Source organism: Roseomonas elaeocarpi (assembly GCF_042433915.1).
Taxonomy (GTDB): domain Bacteria; phylum Pseudomonadota; class Alphaproteobacteria; order Acetobacterales; family Acetobacteraceae; genus Roseomonas; species Roseomonas elaeocarpi.
Genome location: NZ_JBHLUN010000006.1, coordinates 353210 through 370459, shown reverse-complemented (window position 1 = coordinate 370459; position 17250 = coordinate 353210). Strand labels below are relative to the sequence as shown.

Annotated in this window: 14 protein-coding genes; 7 read left to right on the top strand and 7 right to left on the bottom strand. The window is 71.8% G+C overall.

From position 1 onward, the window contains the following. Nucleotides 1-125: 125 nt before the first annotated feature. The 4 genes from ACFFGY_RS10150 to ACFFGY_RS10135 all read right to left on the bottom strand — a co-directional run bounded on the left by ACFFGY_RS10150 (nt 126) and on the right by ACFFGY_RS10135 (nt 4464). On the bottom strand, nt 126-1007 hold the full coding sequence (locus tag ACFFGY_RS10150; protein ID WP_377044361.1) for an ABC transporter permease: 882 nt from the start codon (nt 1005-1007) through the stop codon (nt 126-128). Continuing rightward, nucleotides 1004-1942, bottom strand: coding sequence for an ABC transporter permease (locus ACFFGY_RS10145; RefSeq protein WP_377044360.1), 939 nt, complete (start codon nt 1940-1942; stop codon nt 1004-1006). The genes ACFFGY_RS10150 and ACFFGY_RS10145 overlap by 4 nt, the downstream gene beginning before the upstream one ends. 205 nt (nt 1943-2147) lie before the next feature. Continuing rightward, nucleotides 2148-3434 carry an ABC transporter substrate-binding protein gene (locus tag ACFFGY_RS10140; protein WP_377044359.1) on the bottom strand — a complete coding sequence of 429 codons (1287 nt, stop codon included), beginning with the start codon at nt 3432-3434 and terminating at the stop codon, nt 2148-2150. A gap of 1 nt (nt 3435) precedes the next feature. Next, on the bottom strand, nt 3436-4464 hold the full coding sequence (locus ACFFGY_RS10135; protein WP_377044358.1) for an ABC transporter ATP-binding protein: 1029 nt from the start codon (nt 4462-4464) through the stop codon (nt 3436-3438). 408 nt (nt 4465-4872) lie between these two features. On the opposite strand from ACFFGY_RS10135, the gene ACFFGY_RS10130 reads away from it, so the two are divergent. The 6 genes from ACFFGY_RS10130 (at nt 4873) to ACFFGY_RS10105 (ending at nt 13784) form a co-directional block, all read left to right on the top strand. Continuing rightward, nucleotides 4873-7158, top strand: a complete 2286-nt coding sequence (locus ACFFGY_RS10130) for a heavy metal translocating P-type ATPase (protein ID WP_377044357.1) — start codon at nt 4873-4875, stop codon at nt 7156-7158. After that, nucleotides 7155-7538, top strand: a complete 384-nt coding sequence (locus ACFFGY_RS10125) for a MerR family transcriptional regulator (RefSeq protein ID WP_377044356.1) — start codon at nt 7155-7157, stop codon at nt 7536-7538. The genes ACFFGY_RS10130 and ACFFGY_RS10125 overlap by 4 nt, the downstream gene beginning before the upstream one ends. Then, nucleotides 7535-7732 (top strand): heavy-metal-associated domain-containing protein, encoded by a 198-nt coding sequence (locus tag ACFFGY_RS10120; protein ID WP_377044355.1) that lies wholly within the window; start codon nt 7535-7537, stop codon nt 7730-7732. Before ACFFGY_RS10125 ends, ACFFGY_RS10120 begins: the two co-directional genes overlap by 4 nt. Before the next feature lie 781 nt (nt 7733-8513). Then, entirely contained in the window at nt 8514-11954 is a 3441-nt protein-coding gene (locus ACFFGY_RS10115; protein ID WP_408905741.1) for a ribonuclease E/G, read from the top strand. Nucleotides 11955-12007: 53 nt separating this feature from the next. After that, entirely contained in the window at nt 12008-13003 is a 996-nt protein-coding gene (gene mutT / locus ACFFGY_RS10110; RefSeq protein ID WP_377044371.1) for an 8-oxo-dGTP diphosphatase MutT, read from the top strand. A gap of 19 nt (nt 13004-13022) precedes the next feature. Further along, the gene (locus tag ACFFGY_RS10105) at nt 13023-13784 is read left to right on the top strand and encodes a competence/damage-inducible protein A (protein ID WP_377044354.1); all 762 of its coding nucleotides are present in this window, start codon (nt 13023-13025) and stop codon (nt 13782-13784) included. A gap of 101 nt (nt 13785-13885) precedes the next feature. Here the strand turns inward: ACFFGY_RS10105 and ACFFGY_RS10100 are convergent, their stop codons facing one another. Further along, nucleotides 13886-14869, bottom strand: coding sequence for a M14 family metallopeptidase (locus ACFFGY_RS10100; protein ID WP_377044353.1), 984 nt, complete (start codon nt 14867-14869; stop codon nt 13886-13888). Nucleotides 14870-15023: 154 nt separating this feature from the next. Here ACFFGY_RS10100 and ACFFGY_RS10095 point away from each other — a divergent pair, with 154 nt between their 5' ends. Then, nucleotides 15024-15809 carry a hypothetical protein gene (locus ACFFGY_RS10095; protein ID WP_377044352.1) on the top strand — a complete coding sequence of 262 codons (786 nt, stop codon included), beginning with the start codon at nt 15024-15026 and terminating at the stop codon, nt 15807-15809. A gap of 94 nt (nt 15810-15903) precedes the next feature. Here ACFFGY_RS10095 and ACFFGY_RS10090 read toward each other — a convergent pair whose 3' ends face one another. Beyond that, nucleotides 15904-16638 (bottom strand): DsbA family protein, encoded by a 735-nt coding sequence (locus ACFFGY_RS10090; RefSeq protein ID WP_377044351.1) that lies wholly within the window; start codon nt 16636-16638, stop codon nt 15904-15906. A gap of 242 nt (nt 16639-16880) precedes the next feature. Next, nucleotides 16881-17231, bottom strand: coding sequence for an SWIB/MDM2 domain-containing protein (locus tag ACFFGY_RS10085; protein ID WP_377044350.1), 351 nt, complete (start codon nt 17229-17231; stop codon nt 16881-16883). Between the last annotated feature and the right edge of the window lie 19 nt (nt 17232-17250).

Here is a 17250-nt window from a genome sequence, read left to right as displayed (position 1 = left end):
CAACCCGCCTCAGCAAGTCAGGCCAGAAACCCTCACCAGCGCTCCGTCCCGGTGTGAGCGGCGATATAGGCCCCACAGACACACCTGTAAACACCCTTGTCGCACTTTCCTCAGACGAAATGAAACTATCGCCCACCCCGCCGTTTGCGCAGCAACAGGCCACCCCCGAGCGCCAGCGCGATCACCAGCAGCGACATGCCGGTGGTCACGGTCCCCAGGGCATAGATCTCCGGCGTGGTGACCGTGGTGGTCAGCCCCTGCAGCTCCAGCGGCAGGGTGTTGCGCCCGCCGATCGCCTGGGAGGTCCGGGCAACCTCGTCCCAGGACAGGGTGAAGCCGAACAGCGCCACGCCCACGAGCGAGGTCGCGATGATCGGCAGCACCACCCCCGTCAGGATCTGCCTCGGCGAGGCCCCGAGGTCCCGGGCGGCCTCCTCGTAGGCAGGGTTGAAGCGGTTGAAGACCGCGAACAGGATCAGAAGGCCGAAGGGCAGCGTCCAAGTCAGGTGCGCCCCCAGCGCCGAGGTATAAAGCCCGGCCGCCGTGTCGAAGCCCGCCAGCCAGCCGATGCCCCAGCGCTCGCCCAAGGCCTTGATCGCGTCGTCCAGCAGCCGGAACTCCAGCCCGATGCCCAGGCTCACCACGATCGAGGGCACGATCAGGCTCGCCACCGCCACGTAGAACAGGAAGTCCTGCCCCCGGAACCGCTTCCGGAAGGCGAGCCCGGCCGAGAGCGCCAGGATCAGCGTCAGCACCATCACCACCGCGCCCAGCCGGAAGGAGCGGCCGAAGGCGGCCCAGATATCGACCACCCCCACCCCCTGCCACAGCCGGCTGAACCAGTAGGTGGACACCCCGTTCATCGGAAAGGTCAGTCCGCCCGACGGTCCCTGGAAGCTCAGCACCACGATGGTGATGATCGGGCCGTACAGGAACAGGATGAAGCTGCCGAACAGCACCGACAGCCACCAGAAGGAGGCCGGGCGCTTGTCGCTGATCCGCTTCACAGCTCGCGCCTCACATCCACCAGCCGGGTCAGGGCCCAGATCATCATCAGCACCACCGCCAGCAGCACCACCGCATTGGCCGCGGCGATCGGGAACTGCAGGTAGCTCATCTGCACTTGGATCACCTTGCCCACCGAGGCGATCTGCTGCCCGCCCATGATCCCCACCGTGACGAAGTCGCCCATCACGATGGTCAGCACGAAGATGGAGCCGATCACGATGCCCGGCTTGCACAGCGGCAGCACCACGTTCCACAGCGTCTGCCAGCCCGTGGCCCCGGCATCGCGCGCCGCCTCGATCAGCGAACGGTCGATGCGCGACATCGAGTTGAAGATCGGCACCATCATGAACAGCGTGTAGAGGTGCACGAAGGCCAGGATCACCGAGAACTGCGAGTAGAGCAGCCACTCCAGCGGCCCCGAGGTCAGCCCCAGCCCCATCAGCGCCTGGTTCACCAGCCCGTTGCGCCCCAGCAGCGGCACCCAGGCCACCATCCGGATCACGTTGGAGGTCCAGAACGGCACGGTTCCCAGCAGGAACAGCGCCATCTGCACCGTGGTCGAGCGGATATGGAAGGCCAGGAAATAGGCGATCGCGAAGCCCAGCACGAGCGTCACCGCCCAGGCCGTCAGGCAGAAGCGCAGGGTGGACAGGTAGGTCGCGAAGGTGACGCAGAGATCCGGCAGCTTGGCCAGGCAGCCGTCAAAGACGTCGTGGTAGTTTTCCAGCGTGAAAGCGGGGGTCAGCTGGTACTCGTCGTAGTGCCAGAAGGACACCACCACCGTCAGGATCAGCGGCAGCAGGAAGAACAGCAGGAACACCAGCGCGAAGGGCGCGGCCTGCCAGTAGACCGAGATGCCCCGCCCCCGCACGCGCCGCGCGGCGGCGGCCCTGCCCGGCCGGGTCGCCGCGGCCGGCGTCGCGGCATCCATCATGCCCCGGTGCCCCCGTGCAACACGCGGCACCCGGACACGCCGGGCAAGTGGCCGGTGCGCCCCATCCCGGCCGAAGCCGACCGCGCGGCAGCGCAGCTTCCCCGCGCCATCAAAACACCCATGCCCGTCTTCCTGACTTCCCGCTCCGCCGGATCACCCCCCGGGAACGACCTTCGCCGCCCCGGGGGTTTAGTCGCCGCCCCGATCAGGCGGCGATGAACTCGTTCCACTTGCGGATGAGGTAGGTGTTCTCGTCCATCACCGCGTTCCAGCAGGCGATCCGCCCCATGCGCTGTTCGTAGGAGCCGCCGTCGCGGGTGGTGCCGGCCTTTTCCAGCAACGAGCCGTCGGGCGCGTGGATGTCCTTCTCGGCCGGCTTGCCTTCCATCCAGTAGGCCCACTCGTAGGGCTCCATGTTGGCCTTGGCCGTCGACAGCACCGCCGAGTAGTAGCCCTGCCGGTTCAGGAAGGCCCCGGCCCAGCCGCTCAGGAACCAGTTGATGAAGTCGTAGGCCGCGTCGAGCTTGCGCCCTTCCAGCGTGCGCGGGATGCCGAAGCCCGAGGCCCAGGCACGGTAGCCCTCACGCAGCGGCTGAAACACGCACTGGATGCCCTGCGAGCGGACCTTGGTCACGGCGGGCGACCACATGGACTGGATCACGGTCTCGCCCGAGGCCATCAGGTTCACGCTCTCGTTGAAGTCGCTCCAGAAGGCGCGGAACTGCCCGGCCTTCTTGGCCTCGGTGAGGATGCCGAGCGTCTTGTCGATCTCGGCCTTGGTCATGTTGCCCTTGTCCGGGTAGGTGTAGTCACCCAGTGCCTCCACCACCATCGCCGCGTCCATGATGCCGATGGAGGGGATGTTCAGGATCGCGGCCTTGCCCTTGAACTGCGGGTTGAGCAGCTCCTTCCAGCTCTCGACCGGGCGGCCGATCAGGTCGGGGCGGATGCCCAGCGTATCGGCGTTGTAGGTGGTGGGGATCAGGCTCATCCACTCGGTCTGCTCGTCCGCGAACTCCTTGGAGTTGCGGCCGCGCATGAACTGCACCTTCTTGGGCGCGGTCCCCTGCTCGCCGATCTTCTTGCCGTCGATCTCACCCTTGGTGAAGACCGGCGTGATGTTGTTGAATTCCTTGATCCGGCGCGCCTCGATGCCCTGGAGGTTGCCGGACGGCGCCACCCGCTTGGCCGAGAAATACTCCATGTCCAGCAGGTCGAAGGTATTGGGCTGCGTCACCGCGCGGCGGATCACGTCGTCGGTGGTGACGGGGATGTACTCGATGGTGATGCCCAGGTCCTGCTTCACCTTGGCGGCGATCTCGGCGCTCTGGTTCACCGCGGTGCCGAGGTAGCGCAGCGTCACCGGCTCCTGCGCATGGACCGCGGGCGCACCCAGCCGGCTCAAGGAGGCACCGGCGGTGGCCAGGCCCACGCCCGCCCCGAACAGGGTGCGTCGGCTGATCATGGAACCCGAGCCGTTCTTGTCGGTCATCTCAGTTCTCCTCCAGCACCGGCACGCGCGCCGGCGCATTGTTTCCGTGCAGCGGGTGGGCCTCGGCGCCATCCCAGCCGAGCGACACCGCCTCGCCTTCCCGCAACGGCGCGGCGTCGAAACTGTTGTCGGGCAGGATCGCCACGAGCTCGCCCAGCGGGCCGGCATCGAGGCGCAGCTGCACGAAGCTGCCCTGGTACTCCACCATGGCGACCCGGGCCGGGATCAGGCCCGGCACGGTTCCGGGCAGGACGCGGAGCCGGTCGGTGCGCACCGCGATAGGCCCGGCGCCGCCCGGCACGTCCACGACGTTGTGGCCGCCAATGAAGCGCGCCACGAAGGGCGTGGCAGGGCGCGTGAACACCGCGCGGGCCTCGGCCGCCTGCTCGATGCGGCCGCCATTCATCACCACCACCAGGTCGGACAGCGCCATCGCCTCCTCCTGGCTATGGGTGACGTGAATGAAGGTGATGCCGAGCTCCGCCTGCAGCCGCTTCAGCTCGGCACGGACCTGGACGCGCAGGAACGGGTCGAGCGCCGAGAGCGGCTCATCCAGCAGCAGCACCGAGGGTTCGGTCACCAGCGCGCGGGCCAGCGCCACGCGCTGCTGCTGCCCGCCGGAAAGCTGCGACGGCAGCCGCCCGGCATAGTTTTCCATGTGCACCAGCCGCAGCATGGCGGCCGCGCGCTCCCGCCGCTCTGCCTTGGCGACGCCGCGCATGCGCAGGCCGAAGGCGACGTTGTCCAAACAGTTGAGGTGGGGGAACAGGGCGTAGCTCTGGAACATCATGGCGGTGCCGCGCGCGGCGGGCGGCAGCTCACTGACATTGCGCGAGCCAATCAGGATGTCGCCGTCCGAGATCGTCTCGTGCCCCGCGATCATCCGCAGCGTGCTGGTCTTGCCGCAACCCGAAGGACCCAGCAGGCAGCAGTACTGCCCGGCCGGAACATGCAGGTCGATCGCGTCCACGGCCACGGCATTGCCGTAGTGCTTCGACACCCGGACCAGCTCGACACTCGCGCCCCGCATGGACCCCCCAGAAACGTTGCGGATGAGGATGGCAAGCAATGTGCCAGCCGATGTGCCAGCCCAGCCGACCCTGGGCCTGTCCCCGAACCACCCCAGGATTGCCCCTGGGATTACGCTTAGGATTGCCCTTGAGATTACCCCTGGGATGACCCCTGGGCACCTCTGAGATCGCCTCTGCGATCGTCTCCGGGAAACGTCACCAGGAAGCGTCGCCGGAAGATGTCCTTGGTGCACTGGCGGGAGCATCCCTGCCGCCACGACGACCGCCGCCCTGTCCCGGTCGCATTCTGCCGGTCACTTAGGCGTTCTGCCACAGCCGCGCGCAGTCCTGCCCCTCCGCCCCCGTCGCAGCCATCCGGCCGGGCCTGCCCTTGACCTTCCCGGAGAGGGAACCCTCATCTCCCCGGCATGCCTGATGATCTCCGCGGCCTCGGGGTCGCCCGTCCCTCCGCAGCAGAGCCGCCGGCGACGCGCGGCGGCGTCTCGATCGAGCTGGATATCGAGGGGATGAGCTGCGCCTCCTGCGTCCGCCGGGTGGAGCGTGCCCTCCGCTCGGTGTCGGGCGTGGAGGCGGCGCAGGCGAACTTCGCCACCGGCCGCGCCCAGGTCGATGCCGCCCCCGGCACCGACGCCGGGGCGCTGGAAGAGGCGGTGCGCCGCGCCGGCTACGAGCCGCTGCCGCGCGCCGGCACGCCGGAAGCCGCGCCGCGCCGCGCCCCCGCGTGGCTCCGTCCCCTTGCGGCCGTGGCGCTGGCCGCGCCCTTCCTGATCGGGATGCTGGGCATGGCGGTCGGCCGCGACTGGATGCCCGCGCCCTGGGTGCAGTTCGCGCTGGCCACCGCGATGCAGTTGGGGATCGGCGCCGACATCTACCGCCGCGCCTGGGGTGCCCTGCGCGCGCGCACCGGCAACATGGAGCTGCTGGTGGCGCTGGGCACCAGCGCCGCCTGGGCGCTCTCGGTGTTGCTGCTGCTGCGCGGCGAGCATCACCTTTACTTCGAAGCCTCCGCCGTGGTGCTGGGTTTCGTGGCGCTGGGCCGCTTCGGAGAGGACCGCGCGCGCCTCGCCGCCGGGGCCGCGGTGCGCAGCCTGCTGCAGCTGCGGCCCGAAACCGCCCGCCGCATCATGCCCGACGAAAGCGAGGAGGAGGTCGCCACCGACCGCCTCCGCCCCGGCGACCGCGTCGCGGTGCTGCCCGGCGGCCGCATTCCCGCCGACGGCACCGTGGAACAAGGCCGCGCCGACCTCGACGAGGCCGCCCTGACCGGCGAAAGCACGCCGGTTCCCGCCGCCCCGGGCCGCGCCGTGGCGGCCGGCACGCTGGTGCTGGACGGGCGGCTGGTGCTGCGCGTTTCGGCCGTGGCCGGCGCCACCCGCATCGCCCGGATCGCCGCGCTGGTGGAGGAAGCCGGCAGCAGCCGCGCCCCGATCCAGCGCCTGGCGGACCGGGTCAGCGCCATCTTCGTGCCCGCCGTCGCCGCCGTCGCGTTGCTGACCTTTGCCGGCTGGCTGCTGGCCGGCGGCGGCGCGGACAGTGCGATCCTGCACGCGGTGGCGGTGCTGGTGGTGGCCTGCCCCTGCGCCCTGGGCCTCGCGACCCCGGCGGCCGTGGTGGCCGGCACCGGCGCCGCGGCGCGCGCCGGCATCCTGCTGCGCGACGCCGAGGCGATCGAGCGCAGCCGCGCCCTCGCCCTGGTAGGTTTCGACAAGACCGGCACGCTGACCGCCGGAACGCCGCGGCTGGCGGCCCTCCACGCCGCCCCGGGCACCACCCGGGCCGAGGCGCTGGCCATCGCCGCCGCGCTGCAAAGCCACAGCGAGCATCCGCTGGCCCGCGCGACCGTGGCCGCCGCGAGTGCTCCCGATCTCCCCCATGCCGAGGATCTCCGCACCCTTGCCGGTCGGGGTGTCGAAGGACGGGTCGCCGGGCGTGCCTTCCGCCTGGGCAGCGACGGCTTCCTCGCGGAGGACGTGACGCCGGGCGCCGTTCCGGACGCGCTGCAACGGGCCCGCGACGAGGAGGCCGCACTCGGCCGCTCGGTCGCCTGGCTCTGGCAGGAGGGAGGCGACGTGCTGGCCCTGCTGGCCTTCGAGGACAGCCTGCGCCCCGAAGCGGCCGAGGCCGTGCGCCTCCTGCGGCAACAGGGGGTGCGGGTGGCGATGCTCAGCGGCGACAACGCCGCAGCGGCCGGCGCCACCGCCCGACAGCTCGGCATCACCGAGGTGCTGGCGCCCTTGTCGCCCGAGCAGAAGGCGGCGCAGCTGGCCGCCTGGCAGGCCGAGGGGCTGCGGGTCGCCATGGTGGGCGACGGCATCAACGACGCCCCGGCCCTGGCGGGGGCGGATCTCGGCATCGCCATGGGCGGCGGCACCGAGGTCGCCTTCAACGCCGCCCACGCGGCGCTGCTGCGGCCCGACCCGCGACTCGTGCCGGCGACGCTGGCGGTGGCGCGCGCCACCTGGCGCACGATCGCCGGCAATCTCGCCTGGGCCTTCCTGTTCAACCTGCTGGCCATCCCGGCCGCGGCGCTGGGCGGGCTGTCGCCGGCACTGGCGGGCGGGGCCATGGCGCTGTCCTCGCTCACGGTGCTGGGCAACGCCCTTTGGCTGTCGCGCTGGCGGCCCCGTTATGAGGAGCCGGGGCATGGGCGTCCCGGCACCCCTTCGACCCTCGCCCCGGAGGCATCCGCATGAACATCGGTGAAGCGGCGCGCCTGAGCGGGCTCAGCGCCAAGGCCATCCGCCGCTACGAGGAAGCCGGCCTGATCCACCCGCAGCGGCGCGGCAACGGCTACCGCGCCTACGGCGAGCGCGACGTGGCGGCGCTGCGCTTCGCCCGCCACGCGCGGGAACTGGCCTTTCCGCTGGCCGAGGTGAAACGCCTGCTGGCGCTGTGGAACGACAGCAGCCGCGCCAGCGCCGAGGTCCGCTCCATTGCCCAAGGCCACGTGGACGCGCTGGAAGCCAAGGCCGCCTCGCTGCAGGCCATCGCCGGCAGCCTGCGCCATCTCGTGTCCTGCTGTCGCGGCGACAGTCGCCCCGACTGCCCCATCCTGGAGGAACTGGCGAAATGATCGAGTTTCACGTGAAAGGCATGGACTGCGCGCATTGCGTGCGGGCCGTCACCGAGGCCGTGCGCGGCGTCGACCCGCGCGCCGAGGTGCATGTCGACCTGCCCACCGGCATCGTCAGGGCCGAAACCACCGCCGAGCGCGCCGCGCTGGCCCAGGCCATCGCCGCCGAGGGCTACGAGGTAGCGGAGAACTGATCCCGCTGGCCCGGGGCACGAACCCGGGCCGCGGCCTTCCCGGTACGCCCTGTTCGGCACTTTCCGGACAGCATTTCCCGGCTGGCGTTTCCCGGCTGGCGTTTCCCGCTTGTCGCTTTCCGGCCGGCGTCTTTCCCGTGCATCGTTCCCCGGCAGCTTTCCCCGCTGGGCGTCCGCCGCGGCCACGGCGCAGCCGCGCGGACCCGCTCCCGGCCCCGTCTGCCCCGTCGCAAAAGCGACCTTGTGGAGTTCCGGACCTCTGCCTATGGTGACCTGCCCCGGCGGCACGCCGCCGATGGGGGGGAATTGGAACCCGGCCGGCCAGCACCATGGGCCGCTGAGGACCGCCCTGCGCGCCCGGACTGGGTCGCTTCTGAGGACCCGCTCCCGCGGGACCGCGATCGGGGGCGATGCACCGTTTCCCGGAATCGACGCGCGGTTGAGCCCCCATCGGTGCGTTTCGCGGCGCGCATGGGCCAATTCGCCAGGCTTCGACCTGCCGCCATCCAGCCCGCTGCGCGCCCGTCGCCGGCCCGTTCGCGCCCGCCTTCGCGTTGCGCGCCAAGAACGGGGCCTGCGCGCGGTGCGCTCAACCTTCGGGTTCCCCTCCATTCCTGGGGCGGAACCCTGTGCGAGAGAGGACGGAAGCCCGGCATGGCCGTGACGACGCGAGATCTGCGTTCCGTTGCGCCACCCCCCGTGGCCCGCCGCTCCGCGCCCCCACCCATAGCCGACGCCGGCGCGACACCCTGTCGCCGGCAGTCGCGGAGCACACGCTTCCATGACCAAGCGCATGCTGATCGATGCCTCCCACCCGGAAGAAACCCGGCTGGTGCTGATGGACGGCAATCGGATCGAGGACTTCGACGTTGAGGCGGCCGACCGCCTCCCGCTGAAGGGCAATATCTACCTCGCCAAGGTCGTCCGCGTCGAACCGAGCCTCCAGGCCGCCTTCGTCGAGTACGGCGGCAACCGCCACGGCTTCCTGGCCTTCAGCGAAATCCACCCCGACTACTACCAGATCCCCACCGCCGACCGTCAGCGCCTGCTGGAGATGCAGGCGCAGGAGGAAGAGGAGGACGACGAGGCGGAGCTCGACACCGCCGCCGAGCGCCCCGCCCCCGACGACGACCGCGACCTGCGCCGCCGCAACCGTGAGGGTGGCCGCGAAGGTGGCCGCGACGACCGCCGTGGTTCCCGCGACGACCGCCGCAACCGCCGCCGCGATGCCGGTCCGGCCCGCAACGAGGTGCCGATCCAGGAAGGCCAGCCGCCCGAGAGCGCGTCCGGGGACGTGCCCGGCGAGGTGCCCGAGGAATTCACCGGCGGCTCGCTGATCACCCCGGTTGAGCCCGGCAGCACGCCGGCGCCGGAAGCCCCGCGCACTGAGCTGCGGATCGAGCCGCGCATCATCGGCGCCGCCCCGACACCGGCCACCGTTCCGGCGTCCACGCCTGACGCGCCCTCCGCCCCCGAGGCGGCCGAGGCCCAGCCTGCCGCCGGCTCCTTCGACAGCCTGACCGGCACCGACCTGCCGCCCCCGGCCGAGGCCACCGCCAGCAGCGACGCCGCCGGCAATGCCGCCCCGGCCGGAGCGCCGTCCGCCGAAGCGACCCCGGCCGAGCAGGCGCCGCACCAGACCTTCGGCGAGGCGATCCCCGAGGAAGGCTCCGCCGAGCAGCCCCGCGGTGGGCGCGCCCAGCCGATGAGCATGCACGTCGACCAAGTGGTCGAGGAGGCCCCGGCCGCGCCCGACACGCTGGAGGACGAGGAGCCGGCGCCCGAAACCATCGGCGGCGACGAGAACGGCGAGGGCCCGAGCGAGGAGCGCTCGCGCGAGCGCCGCTCCACGCCCCGCTTCATGCGCCACTACAAGATCCAGGAGGTGATCCGTCGCCGCCAGATCCTGCTGGTGCAGGTCGTCAAGGAGGAGCGCGGCAACAAGGGCGCGGCGCTGACCACCTATATCTCGCTCGCCGGCCGCTTCTCGGTGCTGATGCCGAACTCGCCCCGCGGCGGCGGCGTGTCGCGCAAGATCACCCAGGTCGCCGACCGCAAGCGCCTGCGCGAGGCCGTGGACGAGATGAACCTGCCCAAGGGCATGAGCATCATCGTCCGCACCGCCGGCGCCCAGCGGCCGAAGCCCGAGATCCGCCGCGACGGCGAGTACCTCCTGCGCCTGTGGGACGACATCCGCGAGCGCACCATGGCCTCCACCGCGCCGGCGCTGATCTACGAGGAAGCGGACCTCATCAAGCGCGCGATCCGCGACACCTACGGCCGCGAGGTCGAGGACATCGAGGTCGAGGGTGAGCAGGCCTGGAAGCAGGCGCGCGAGTTCATGCGCATGATCATGCCGCAGCATGAGCGCCGCATCCGCCTGTATCGCGACCCGTCCATGCCGCTGTTTGCCCGCGCGGGCGCGGAGCAGCAGCTCGACGCCATGATGTCGCCGGTGGTGCAGCTGAAGTCCGGCGGCTACATCGTCATCAACCAGACCGAGGCGCTGGTCGCCATCGACGTGAACTCCGGCCGTGCCACGCGCGACCGTCACATCGAGGACACCGCGCTGCGCACCAACTGCGAGGCCGCGGACGAGATCGCGCGCCAGCTGCGCCTGCGCGACCTCGCGGGCCTGATCGTGATCGACTTCATCGACATGGAGTCCAGCCGTCACGACGCGCAGGTCGAGCGCCGCATCAAGGACGCGCTGCGCAGCGACCGCGCCCGCATCCAGGTCGGCCGCATCTCCCACTTCGGGTTGCTGGAGATGTCGCGTCAGCGGCTGCGCCCCAGCCTGACCGAGCACGCCTTCATGACCTGCCCGCACTGCCAGGGCCGCGGCATCGTGCGCTCGCTGGAAAGCAGCGCGCTGCACGTGCTGCGCGCGATCGAGGAGGAAGGCGCCAAGCGCCGCGCCTCCGAGATCGTGGTGCACGCGGCCGAGCCGGTGGCGATGCACCTCCTCAACCGCAAGCGCGACCGCCTGGCGGGCATCGAGACGCGCCACGCCATGGCGGTACTGATCTCGGGCGATCACGCCCTGTCGGAAGCGCAGTTCCGCATCGAGCGCACCCGCGCCCAGACCGCGCCGGCGCCGCAGCCGCTGGAGCGCGCGCCCGCGCTGCGCATGGACTACGCCCCCGAGGCCGTGCCTGAGCCCGAGGAGATCCTGCCCGAGCCCGCGGAGGAGGTGGCCGAGGAAGGGATCGAGACCGGCGTCACGCCCGAGTCCGAGACCGAGGAAAGCCGCGCCGAGAACCGCCGCCGCCGCCGCCGCCGCCGTGGTGGCCGTCGCGAGAACGGGGACACCGCGTCCGAAACCGCCTCCGACGAGGAAGGCCAGCCCGGCGCCGAGGCCCCGGCCGCGGAAGCGGACGCCGTAACCGAAGCCGCTCCGGAGGAACCCGCGCCCGCCGAGGCCGCGGCCGAAGCCACCGAGGGTGCCGCCGAGGGCCGTGGCCGTGGGCGCCGCCGTCGCGGCGGACGCCGCCGGCCCGAGGACGGCAGCGCCGCCCCCGAGGCCGACAAGCCCGAGGAGCCGGTCCGCCGCTACGCCGGGCCGACGCCGGCCGACCCCTTCGGCGGCAACTTCGACCCCGTCTTCGACGCCCTGGCGGCGGCCGAGGCCGTGGCGGAAGCCGCCGCGCGCCGCGCCACCGTGCCGGCCGCACCCGCGGCAGACACGGCCCAGCCCATGGAGGCTCAGCCCACGGAGGCCCAGGCCGTACCGGCGGAGGCCGCGCCCGTGCCGGCAGACGACCTGGCGCCTGCCAATGCCGCGGCGGAGCTTTCCCAGCCTGCCGCGCAGCCGGAGGGTCCGGAACCCCTGACCGCGGAGCCGGCGCGCGCCGAGCCTCCGGTCACCTCCGACGCGACGGTTGCGGACACGGCACCGTCCGAGGCGCACGCAGCGGAAGCACCGGTCACGGAAATGCCGGTCGTGGAGGCCGCGCCGTCGGCCACCCACGACCACGCGCCGGCCACCGGCCCCGACGCCGCACCGGTTGAAGCCGCCCGCGCTGAAGCCACACCGGCGGAGCCTGCACAGGCCGAGCCCGCGCCCGCCGCACCCGCGCAGGCTGCCCCTGCACAGGTCGCCCCCGCGCAGGCCGAGGCCACCTCGGCCTCCGTGGAGCCCGTGGTGGGTGAGCCGGTGCGCCCGGTGGTGCTGGACGGTGCGACACAGGCCCCCCGCCGCGCGGGCTGGTGGAAGCGTTGACGGTGGACCCGGCCGCCGCGGCGGGGGATGACGGCGCGCCGTCCTTCCCGCCGCTGCGGACGGAACGCCTGATCCTCCGCCCCTTACGGGCGGAGGACGCGGCCGCGCTGCATCGCCTGGTCAACGACTGGGAGGTCGCGCGCATGCTCTCGCGCGTGCCCTTCCCCTATCCTCGCGAACTGGCCGACGAGTGGATCGCTTCCACCCGGGCGCAGATCGCCGCCGGCACGGCCTGGCACCTCGCCATCGTCGAGGAACAGGACGGCACGGAACAGCTGGTGGGCTGCGTCGCCCTGGCCCGGCCCGAGCGCATGGCCCCGCGCGAGGCTTCGCTGGGCTACTGGGTGGGCCGGCGCTTCTGGGGCCGCGGCATCGCCACCGAGGCGGCGCGGCGGCTGACGCACTGGGCCCTGGCCAATCTCGACCTCGACGTGATCCATGCCAGCGCGCTCACCGAGAACGAGCGCTCCGCCGCCGTGCTGCGCCGCATCGGCTTCAGCGACTGCGGCGAGGGCGAGCAGGAATTCTCGGCCCGCAACGCCCGCCTGCCGGTGCGACTGTTCCGGGCCGGCCGGGCGGAGCTTTCCGCCGGCGCGCCCGCCGCCACGGAGGCCGCCGCGACACCGCCCGCGCCGGGCGCCGGTGCCGGCTCCCGCCTGCTGCTGGTGTCCGCCGTCGCGCTGATCGACAGCGACACCCGCGTGCTGCTGGCCCGCCGCCCGGAGGGCAAGGCGCTGGCCGGCCTGTGGGAATTTCCCGGCGGCAAGGTGGAGCCCGGCGAAACGCCCGAGCAGGCGCTGATCCGCGAGCTGCACGAGGAGCTGGGCATCGACGTGGCCGAGGCCTGCCTGGCGCCCTTCACCTTCGCCAGCCACGCCTATGACGGCTTCCACCTGCTGATGCCGTTGTTTCTTTGCCGCCGCTGGGAGGGTACGCCCGTTGCGAAGGAAGGGCAGGCCCTCGCCTGGGTGCGCCCGCAAAAGCTCGCCGACTACCCGATGCCGCCCGCCGACAAGCCGCTGGTCGCGTTGCTGAGGGACTTCCTGTAGCGCCCACGGAGAACACACCATGAGCCGCAATCCGACCGCCTGCCTCCTGATCATCGGCAACGAGGTCCTGTCGGGCCGCACCAAGGATGCCAACCTCCAGTTCCTCGCCACCCGGCTGGGCGAGATCGGCATCCCGCTGCGCGAGGTCCGGGTGATCCCCGACGTGCCCGACACCATCATCAACACCGTCAACGAGGTGCGGCAGCACTTCGACCACGTCTTCACCACCGGCGGCATCGGTCCGACGCATGACGACATCACCGCCGAGTGCATCGCCCGGGCCTTCGGCGTGCCGTGGGAACAGCACCCCGAGGCCATGGCGCTGCTGGCCGCCCATTACGAGCGCCAGGGCAGCGAGTTCAACGCCGCCCGCCAGCGCATGGCCACGATCCCGCGCGGCGCCACGCTGATCGAGAACCCCGTCTCGGTGGCGCCGGGCTTCACGATCGGCAACGTCCACGTCATGGCCGGCGTGCCGCGCATCATGCAGGCGATGTTCGAGACGCTGGCCCCGGGCCTCGAGGGAGGGCAGGCCGTGGTGTCGCGCAGCGTTCATGCCGACGGGCTGCTGGAAGGCAACCTCGCGGAAGGGCTGGGTGCGATCCAGGCGCGCTTCCCGGCGCTGGATATCGGCTCCTACCCTTATTACCGCCCCGACCGGCAGGGCGTGTCGCTGGTGGCCAAGGGCGTCGACGGGGCGGCGGTCGAGGCGGCGGCAGCCGAGATGGCGGCGCTGATCCGCGGTCTCGGGCTGGAACCCGTGGAGGGCGAGGTCGCCTGAGAACGGGCGTGGCACGGTTCGCCGCAGCCTGACCGGCGCGCCGCCGGCAGGTCGCACAGCATCCCTGCCGCCCTCACGGCCTCAGGCGGACCGACGCCACCTCACGCCGTCACCCGCCGGGCCAGCCGCACCGCCGTCTGGCCGGGAAGCGCCGCCTGCCCCGGCAGCACCAGCAGGCAGTCGTCGTGCGGCGTGCGGATCTCGTCCTCCCCGTCCAGGGCGATCAGCGTGTTGCGCCGCGCGATCACGTCGCCGCCGCGGAACGGGCGCAGAAAGGCGAAGTCGCGGCGCCGCGGCACGACGCGGCGGGTCACCTGCCAGGCCACGCCGCGCGGGGGCGGGCGGGCCGGCGCCGGCAACTGGCCGCACAGCGTCAAAAGCCGCGTCGCCGTCTGCTCCAGCACCGTGTCCGTGCCGGGCTCCCAGTGCTGTCCTCCTTCGGCCAGCAGGGCACGGGCCTTGCCGTCCGGGTCGGCGAAGCGGGCGTGCTCCAGCAGCCGTCGTCCTTCCGGATGCCCCCCATCGGCCACCACGTCGCGCGGCGTGCCGAGGGCCAGCGCCAGCGAGCGGGCGCGGGCAGTCTCGCCGCACAGCACCAGCGGCGCCGAGGGCCAGAGGGTGGAATGAAGGTCCAGCAGCACGTCCACCTGGAGCAGCAGGGGCAGCAGCTCCCGCGCGCGGCGAAGCTCCTCGGACCGGCGGGGACCTTCCAGGACCTGCCGCGCCCAGACGCGGTTCATGTCCTCGTCCACGTAGCGCGACTGGATCGGGTCGCGCGGGTCGAAGCGCGCGAAGGCAGCGAGGTTGGCGAAGATCAGCGACAGCCGGCCGCACTCCGGGCGCAGCCCGGCGTGCAGCCAGCGCGCCAGCACCGCCGCGCCCGCGATCTCGTTGCCGTGGATCAGCGCCACCACCGCGACGTGCGGCCCCGGCAGAGGTGCCGCGAAGGACCAGACGCCGGGAAGCACGTTGCCTGCCAGGAAAGGCGTGAGGTCGGGAACCGGAACGCGGACGGGAAAATGCGGCAACGTCCACCCCTGGGCGTGCCAGGCCTGCCGCTCGCCCGACCTGTCAGCCCCGCTCATTCGAGGTCCTGCCCCATTCACCCTCCCCGTCCCATCGCGCCGCTGCCGGTGTCCGCCCTGACGGGCCGCTCCGTGCTTCCCCGCGGGGAGGACTTCCTTAACCCGCCCCCCGGATGGTGCCTCCACGGGAAAGATCCCCGCCGGAGCCGCCGCCATGGGCCAGAAACCCTTCGTCTTCATCGCCACGCCCTGCTTCGGGGCGCTGCTGCACCAGAGCTACGTCCAGTCGCTGATCGCGCTGCTGCAGCACCTTTCCGCGCAGGAGATCCGCATGACGCTGGGCCTGCTGGGTCATGATTCCCTGATCACGCGATCGCGCAATACCCTGCTGGCACGTTTTCTGGAGACGCCCGAGGCGACGCACCTGCTGTTCATCGATGCCGACATCGCCTTCGACCCCCGCATGGTCGAGCGCATGCTGCGGGCGGACAAGGAGGTCGCGGCGGGGATCTACCCCCTCAAGGTGCGGGACTGGAGCGCACCCGCGCGGGCCCGTGCCCGGGGCGGCGAACCGCTGGACAGCGCCCCGCTGCTCTACGTGGGCCGCTTGTGCGAGGGCGAGGCGCTGGAGCGCGACGGCAGCTTCGCCACCGCGGTCTATGCCGGCACCGGCTTCATGATGATCCGCCGCGACGCGGTGCTGCGGATGGTCGAGCATTATCCCGAAACCCGCTACCGCGGCATCCACGCCCATACCGGTACGGGCGCCTCAGCCGGTGAGGGCTACGCCCTGTTCGACTGCGTGATCGATCCGGAAACCGGAACCTACCTCAGCGAGGATTACACCTTCTGCCATCGCTGGCGGGCGATCGGCGGCAAGATCTGGCTCGACACGGAAGGCTCGCTCACCCATGTCGGCGCGCATGATTTCGTCGGCGCGCCGCTGTTCCGCTTCTCGGAAGCCGCGGCACTGGACCAGGCTGCGGCGCTGAGCGCCTAGCCCGCAGCACGGACGCCCAGCCTGCGGCGTCGAGTACCCACTTTGCAGCGCCGGGCATGTAGGCGTCGAGCACCCGGCCTGCGGCGCCGGGCACCTAGCCTTCCGCCCGGGCCCGCGCCACGAGCTGGCGCAGCGACGGCAGGTCGGTCGCGCCCTGCACCATCTCGGAGCCGATCACCAGGGCCGGCGTGCCCTCGACCGACAGGGCCTGCGCCAGGCGCAGGTTGGTGTCCAGCCGCGCCTGGATCGCCGGATCGTCCATGTCGCGGCGCAGCCGGGCCCAGTCGATGCCGATCTTGCCGGCCTCGGCCTGCAGCACCGCCTCGGTCGGCTCCGTACGAAGGCGCATCAGCGCCTCGTGAAAGGGCGCGTACTTGTTCTGCCGCATGGCGGCCAGCAGCGCGCGAGAGGCCACGACGCTGTTGGGCCCCAGCACGGGAATGTCCTTCATCACCAGCCGGACATTGCCGTCGCTCGCCAGCAGCTCCGCCATCGCGGGCGCCATGATCTTGCAGTAGCCGCAGCGCGGATCGAAGAACTCCACCACCGTCACGTTGCCGCGAGGGTTGCCCAGAACGGGATCGGCCGGGTCACGCAGCAGCGCGTCCGCGTGCGCCAGGATCGCCGCGCCCTGCGCCTTGGCCTGGTCGCTGCGCTCGGCCTGCTGCATGGCCGTAACGGCGTCGCGCAGGATCGAGGGATCGCTGCGCAGCGCGTCGCGCAGGATCGCCACAATCTCGCTGCGCTGCGCCGCGGTGAACTCGGCCGCCGTCGCGGGGCCGAGGGAAAGCAGCACGGCGGCACCGCCGGCCAACAGGGTCCTGATCATCGCGGTCTCCGTTCGGGCCGAGTGGAACAGCGCTTGCCGGCCCGACGCAAGGCCGATCGCCACCGCTCCGGACGCCGCCAGCCCGGAAACGGCAGGCTTGGAAACGGCCGACCCCAGGACGGTAGGCCCGGAACGGCTAACCCGGGAGCGGCCGGACCAGAAACGGAAAGGGCCGCCCCGGAAGCGGCCCCGCGCCGTCGCGGCGCCCGTTGGTGACCTGCCGTCGCGACGGCGTCCGCCGGTTACTTGAGGTGCTGCGCGATGTGCTTGTTCATCTCGAACATCGTGACGCTATCCTTGCCGAAGATCTTCTTCAGCTTGTCGTCGGCCAGGATCTCGCGCCCGTCCTTCGGGTTCTGCAGCTTGTTGGCCTTGATGTATTCCCAGACCTTGCTGACCACCTCACCGCGCGCGAGCTTGCCTTCACCCACGACCTCGGCCAGCTCGGGCGAGGGCTGCAGCGGCTGCTGCAGGGCGTTCGGCTTCGCGCCCTTCGCGGGGGCATCCACCTTCTTGCCGGCGGGCTTCTTTTCCGCGGTGGTCTTCTCCGCGACCTTCTTCTCGGCGGGCTTCTTCTCGGTCTTGGCGGTCATCAAAAACTCTCCGGTTCCG

Excerpts from the sequence above, each read along its gene's own strand:
- ACFFGY_RS10145 (WP_377044360.1), bottom strand. The coding sequence starts at position 1,942 with ATGATGGATGCCGCGACGCCGGCCGCGGCGACCCGGCCGGGCAGGGCC.
- ACFFGY_RS10140 (WP_377044359.1), bottom strand. The coding sequence starts at position 3,434 with ATGACCGACAAGAACGGCTCGGGTTCCATGATCAGCCGACGCACCCTG.
- ACFFGY_RS10135 (WP_377044358.1), bottom strand. The coding sequence starts at position 4,464 with ATGCGGGGCGCGAGTGTCGAGCTGGTCCGGGTGTCGAAGCACTACGGC.
- ACFFGY_RS10130 (WP_377044357.1), top strand. The coding sequence starts at position 4,873 with ATGCCTGATGATCTCCGCGGCCTCGGGGTCGCCCGTCCCTCCGCAGCA.
- ACFFGY_RS10125 (WP_377044356.1), top strand. The coding sequence starts at position 7,155 with ATGAACATCGGTGAAGCGGCGCGCCTGAGCGGGCTCAGCGCCAAGGCC.
- ACFFGY_RS10120 (WP_377044355.1), top strand. The coding sequence starts at position 7,535 with ATGATCGAGTTTCACGTGAAAGGCATGGACTGCGCGCATTGCGTGCGG.
- ACFFGY_RS10115 (WP_408905741.1), top strand. The coding sequence starts at position 8,514 with ATGACCAAGCGCATGCTGATCGATGCCTCCCACCCGGAAGAAACCCGG.
- ACFFGY_RS10105 (WP_377044354.1), top strand. The coding sequence starts at position 13,023 with ATGAGCCGCAATCCGACCGCCTGCCTCCTGATCATCGGCAACGAGGTC.
- ACFFGY_RS10100 (WP_377044353.1), bottom strand. The coding sequence starts at position 14,869 with ATGAGCGGGGCTGACAGGTCGGGCGAGCGGCAGGCCTGGCACGCCCAG.
- ACFFGY_RS10095 (WP_377044352.1), top strand. The coding sequence starts at position 15,024 with ATGGGCCAGAAACCCTTCGTCTTCATCGCCACGCCCTGCTTCGGGGCG.
- ACFFGY_RS10090 (WP_377044351.1), bottom strand. The coding sequence starts at position 16,638 with ATGATCAGGACCCTGTTGGCCGGCGGTGCCGCCGTGCTGCTTTCCCTC.
- ACFFGY_RS10085 (WP_377044350.1), bottom strand. The coding sequence starts at position 17,231 with ATGACCGCCAAGACCGAGAAGAAGCCCGCCGAGAAGAAGGTCGCGGAG.